This window comes from Ruegeria sp. AN6 (genome assembly GCF_056540425.1).
In genome coordinates this window covers 1-4,725 of the sequence record NZ_JBQFWR010000036.1, presented here as the reverse complement: position 1 = coordinate 4,725, position 4,725 = coordinate 1, and the positions used below count along the sequence as shown (strand labels likewise).

Here is a 4,725-nt window from a genome sequence, read left to right as displayed (position 1 = left end):
GTAACGGCATGGGCATGGGCATGGGTAACGGCATGGGCATGGGCATGGGTAACGGCATGGGCATGGGCATGGGTAACGGCATGGGCATGGGTAACGGCATGGGCATGGGCATGGGTAACGGCATGGGCATGGGTGCGATCCCGGTCGGAGCTGACGGTGGCATCGGCTTTATCCGTAGCTACTATGCTACCCCCATTGAACTGGCGCTGTTGCCTTGGTCGCTTAACTTCACACCGGACAATTCCGGTGAAACTCCATTTCCGCTCGAATTCATAATCAATCCCTACCAACCTAACAGTGACCCGCTGGAATGGACGACCGCCGACTGGGATCCGGATTTGCGTTTCTGGACACTTCCGTTTGATCCACAATTGGGTGAGTGGCTGCGCGCCGCTGACCGGAGTGAGCCCGGTACGCTCGCAGCCCTTGAGATCGCTGGGCAATTCGGGAAATGGTTACCGATTTCCCCTGGCCGCATCCCGCCAGGTATCGACCCGATTAAGCTGCGTTGGTTGGAAGCAAACGACCTGAAATGGCAACCCGGAGATACAGCCGCTGAGAATTTGGCCGCGTTCCTTTTTGTAAAGGGCGAGTTGGAGAAACTCAAAATCTATATGGAGGACGATAGGTGGAACTATCTTGTGGAAAGCGACGTCCAGGCAGATGGTCTACCGGATTATCTCATTCATTTTCTGGGCATCAATTCGTTTGATCACCCCAATACGCTCGACCTGATAAACGTCGGGCTGGCAATCGGTAACGTGATCTACATGGCTTACAAAGCATATTACAAAAGAGTGCGACCATCGATCCTCCGCCCCGGCCTGACTGTACCGTTCGGCCCACCCGCACATCCGGCATTCCCAAGCGGACATTCATTTCTTGCGCATTTCATTTCGCTTCTTTTGCTTGAAATACCGGGAATTTATTATCGCTACGGTGTGCTGAAAGATAAAGTTTCGATTGATGGTGCGGATATTGTTCCAAGTCCCGAGGATGGGCACCTGCTTCGGAAACCACGATGGAGTGACCTGCGAGGGACCGCGCCCATAAAGTCACCACTGCTTGCAATTGCGCATCGAATAGCAGTGAACCGAGAACGTATTGGCGTGCACTACCCGACCGACAGTACGGCCAGTCGCCATCTGGCTGCAGGTATTTGGGATGCCCTGTTTGACAGAGCCAACGACACAGACGTCGATGGAAATCCAATAGCGGGTATCGATTGTCCGACGCTGATGACGGTGCTGGACGCGTCAAAAGTCGAATGGCCCACGCCATGGGACAGTGATCCTGTGGCGGAAGTCATATAAACTGAGTAACCCGCAACCCAAGGTTGTTGTCATTAGCTACGAGGTCGGTCAACGCTCGGGGTGTTTTGGGTAGGTTGCTGGCTGTTGTCCCGACAGCAACCCCAAGGCTTTGCAGCGGATCTGTATTGGCACGATCGTCTGGGCAAGTGATTTCATAAAGCGCCAGACCATATGCTGTGCTACCTTGCGGTCGGTCGGCGTTCACTATTCGCTCAATCTCTGCCAGGGCTTCGCCCTCATCGTTGAACGGCAGAACCCGCCTGTCGCCTGCTCCAATGTCCGGCAAATTGTCTTCCTGTGAAAAGAGCGGAAGCCAGATAATAATGGAGGAAAGGCCCCAATCCTCTTCTGGATTAAAGACCACCCCATACCATCGGCGAAGCATGCAGCCCTCAGCCGTTACCGATCCACGATTACCGAAAATCACCTGGTCCGGCATTATCCATTGCGCATCATCACGCCAATCTAGCGAGACCGGACAATAACTGCCAACACCGAAATTAAACCAACTGCCGTTCACCATTTCTCTAAGCGGGCGGGAATCTTCGATATAGACATCGACGTCAGGCGCTTTGCCCATGCCATTATGCGTCTCTTCAAGGTTCTCGACAAACATGCCTTGCGTTTCAAATGACCACCGTACCACTTTGTGGACCATACCCCCTTTCCAACCATCCGGTTGGGGTAGGTTATTTGGTAGATCTGGGCTTGGAGGCATTTCAATCACTCCAGCCTGCAAACGGTCAATTTGTTCGATCGCGAGCTCCAGCATTTCTGCCCTTGATGGTGATTGTCCGAATGATTGGATTGCCCTTACCAACAAATACATCGTCAGAAAGGAGGCACGTTGGCGTAGATAAACATCCGGTGCGTCCGCATCCATCGAATCTCCACCCAGTGCGCGATAAAACCGGAAGAGCGTTGTTGAAAGAATTTGTTCTGTCAAATAACCCTTCAGGTCATCACAACCAGTCGGCGGTGACTCAACAACAGACCGGTTCAATTCTCCGTACCACGCCCAACCTAACGTGGGGGATCTGTCGTGGCGACGCGTTGAAAAGACGAATGGAAATGTGATTCCACGATAGCTTTCAGCGACACCATTTCGTGGGTCAGCCAGCCTAGACTCCGGATCACAAACAATAGCGGCCATTGCGTCACCGGCGCTGTGCGCAAAATCAAATTCAAGCTTCCCAAGACGCGCAGCCAACAAATAGTGCCCAAACTCATGAAGCATCCAGCGCTTGTCAGTCGCGAGGCCGAGAGGTTGCGCCCAGGTACGCTCTCCGTCGCTATTCAATGGCCGGTCCCAACGCGTTAGTTCCGCCAGAGCGAGGTTCATTCGAATTGTCGGCAACGTCGTAGCATCAGATTTGCAGTCATAGGCGACCTGTGCGTTCACCGTTCGCCCATCTTTGCCGGGACCCGGAGCAATACCGTACCGGTAAAAGATCTGAATGTCCCTTTCTGCCCGAACAACGAAATCGTCCAAGATAATTCCAAACAATCTCAACAAATCGAAAAATTCAACGCAGTTAACATAGGCAAGTAGCGCTGAATACTCATTACTTCGTAGTAAAATCTCCTTGTTCGCAGGTAGTCTCAAAACTTTGGTCGGTCCTGGATTGCCAAGTCCATCCTGGTCTCCCGGAACAAAATCTGGGCATCGGCGAACACGAAACCCCAGATCTTCCAGCGTCAATTCATCCCCGTTCGTCAGTTTCCCCAACTCTCTGAAGCGATTGAGGAAATCATCTGTACGAGTGGGTCGTCTTCGATCCCAATCGTAGGGCAATGCTGGATTTGCAGGATCAAAAGGTAATTTCGAAGCAGGCGGAACTTGAGTCCAAATTTTTGCTTCGCCCTCACCTACATGGGTGATCAGTGGGCAGGTTTCAGTGGATAGCAATTCGAAGTGGAATTGTCGCTGTTGCGCACCGCCAATTGGTATTGCCTTGATCTTGTTGGTCACCGAATAGCTTAAGCGATTTGGAAATCGCTCGATTTCCCCAAGCGCTTTCGAAACTGTTTCGATCACAACCGGTTCTTCCAGAAAATCCGGGTCAACATCGGACAAGATAAAGATTTGTTCTAGATCGATGGATCTCGGCTCAACAGAAGCTGCGGCTCCAATTTGATTTAGAATATCAGATGGATAGTTTACCAAATCATTTGTAAGTGCCCCAAGTTCGATCTGTCGTTCCTCTCGAGACGGAAATGCGGCCTTGGCATCCACGGTCGACCAACTCTGCTTCGATACAACCGGGTATTCTGCTGTGAACGAGCGAATGATGACACGGAGTTTACCACCATCCGTTTCCTCCACCAGCATAGGAATGCTGACACCGATCGAGAACTCGGCAGGTTCCCCCTGATCATTTAGGAATTCTGTCGCCACCATGACTATCGTTGCTGGCAATCTGTGGAGTTCATCGCGGGACAGGTTCCATGACGCAATTTGAGGTGGGTTGTCATTCGCACCGCTGTCAACCGGAGGCCAGATATTCAGCCAGTGAACCAAGTCCCAGTTTCCAGCTTTGGCGTTGTCATTAAACTGATTTCCGCCCCACCCTTCAGGCCAATTCAACGATTGCCCATGACTTGTTAGATAATCTTCAACTTTATCCAAATAGTCCGATGCAATAGCTCCAAGTGTTTCCCGATCAGTCTCTTCATCCGCTGCGATGGCGATATACGGCGCATCGGAATGCGATATTAGTCGCGAACGCCGTTCCGAATTTGGATACTCGCGCTCAAATCTGAGCCACGGTGGTGGCCAACTGTCAGAGTTGTAAGGTTCTGGCGGCCAATTTGGAAAATCAATAGACAAAACTATGCTCCCTTTCCTTCAGAAATAGGTTTGATTGAGTTGGGGCACGTAACTTCAAATTAATCGAAATTTTGAGATTCCGATAGTATGATAACTGAACGGGTAGGCTTACCGAACGACGGACGATAGTTACGGACTGTTAGAAAAGGGGGCTTCTAGCGCGCTACTACCTAGTAACATGGAATAGAGGAAACGGGTCTCCTAGATCCGCCCAGTGATAGTTCATTGCGATAAAGCCACTGAAAAATCGATCCATAAGTTACGGGAGGTTTTCATAGATTCGACCAACTGCCACAAACTGCGAAATGACACTAAGGACTTCTCTAAATATATGCCAGTGTAGACTATCAGAGATTCGATTGGTCCCGGAAGATGGGACATATACAATTGAACTCATTGGGGAACTGGCAGGTTTGCTTGCGTTGGGTGTGTCCCAGAACGAACAAAGCCGCCCTGAGGCGGCTCGTATGACACTTTGTTCGACTGTAATAGTTTTGGGAGTAGGATTTGAACCTCTGACCTTCAGGTTATGAGCCTGACGAGGTGAAGAGGTCAAGCAATTGAACCGTGTGATCAATTGTA

At 50.8% G+C, this 4,725-nt stretch carries 2 protein-coding genes; one reads left to right on the top strand and one right to left on the bottom strand.

Annotated elements, in window-relative coordinates; translation table 11 throughout:
- On the top strand, positions 1-1,313 hold a 1,313-nt coding region (locus tag ACR0MQ_RS22845; protein WP_480611245.1), incomplete at its 5' end, for a phosphatase PAP2 family protein.
- Here the strand turns inward: ACR0MQ_RS22845 and ACR0MQ_RS22840 are convergent.
- Positions 1,306-4,143 carry a hypothetical protein gene (locus ACR0MQ_RS22840; protein ID WP_480611242.1) on the bottom strand — a complete coding sequence of 946 codons (2,838 nt, stop codon included), beginning with the start codon at positions 4,141-4,143 and terminating at the stop codon, positions 1,306-1,308. The two genes, ACR0MQ_RS22845 and ACR0MQ_RS22840, sit on opposite strands and share 8 nt — an antisense overlap.
- Between the last annotated feature and the right edge of the window lie 582 nt (positions 4,144-4,725).